Below are 752 nucleotides of genomic sequence, written 5' to 3'. Positions count from 1 at the left end.
CTGACGTTGAGCTTCGAACGGACGATAGGCACTACCGGGGCTGGTGTTGCGGCGCTGCTCGCGCGAGATCGTCGACGGCGCCCGGCTCAGCTCGGTGGCGATCGCGCGGATGCTCTCGCCTTGGCGGCGTAGGTCAGCGATCAGGAACCGCTCGCCCTGGGACAGGCAGCGGGCGCTGACCTCTCACACGGCCCGACGATCCAACGGCGCGACGAACCCGACCACCTCGCCGTTGTGGTAGGTCTTGTAACCGCGCGACCAGTCGGCGCCCGACGTTCGCGCCCCCCGGACCTCACGGGCCGCGCCCCGCACGCTCCATCCGCCAGCCCGCAGCTCCATGAACCGCTCACGCTTGGCCGACTGGCGCCGGCGACCCGGCCCCTTCTTCACCCGACGCAGTGACGACAACACAAACCCCTAAACGATCAACGACGTGTTCCGACGCTGGCTGGAAACCACCTCCTGCGGTCGAGGACAGCTATGCCAACGCGCTGGCCGAGTCGGTGATCGGGCTCTACAAGACCGACTTCGTCCGTCGCTACGGCCCGATCCGCTCGGTGGAAGACCTCGAACTCGCGACGGCATCCTGGGGGCACTGGTTCAACTCCACCGACTGCACTCGATGATCGGCAACAACTCGCTGGTCGAATACGAGTACAACTACTACGCTCGCCAACCAGCCCACGACGATCACGTAATGGGAGAGCCAAGCCTCCACTGAACCCGGGGCGCATCAGCCTTCTGATCACCGC

At 66.1% G+C, this 752-nt stretch carries 3 protein-coding genes; 1 reads left to right on the top strand and 2 read right to left on the bottom strand.

The window, feature by feature from the left end; translation table 11 throughout:
* Window positions 1–165: helix-turn-helix domain-containing protein (locus D8M34_RS18585; RefSeq protein WP_148113118.1), on the bottom strand; the 165-nt coding region annotated here is incomplete at its 3' end.
* 18 nt (window positions 166–183) lie between these two features.
* Entirely contained in the window at window positions 184–408 is a 225-nt protein-coding gene (locus D8M34_RS18580) for a hypothetical protein (RefSeq protein ID WP_126894745.1), read from the bottom strand.
* Between the two features lie 95 nt (window positions 409–503).
* Between D8M34_RS18580 and D8M34_RS19795 the strand changes: the two genes are divergently transcribed.
* Entirely contained in the window at window positions 504–626 is a 123-nt protein-coding gene (locus tag D8M34_RS19795) for a hypothetical protein (RefSeq protein WP_274543290.1), read from the top strand.
* The last annotated feature ends 126 nt before the right edge of the window (window positions 627–752 follow it).

The sequence above is a fragment of the Microbacterium sp. HSID17254 genome (assembly GCF_003989315.1).
GTDB lineage: Bacteria > Actinomycetota > Actinomycetes > Actinomycetales > Microbacteriaceae > Microbacterium.
Note: the sequence above shows the minus strand (reverse complement) of the source record. Positions and strands in the feature narration are given on the sequence as shown.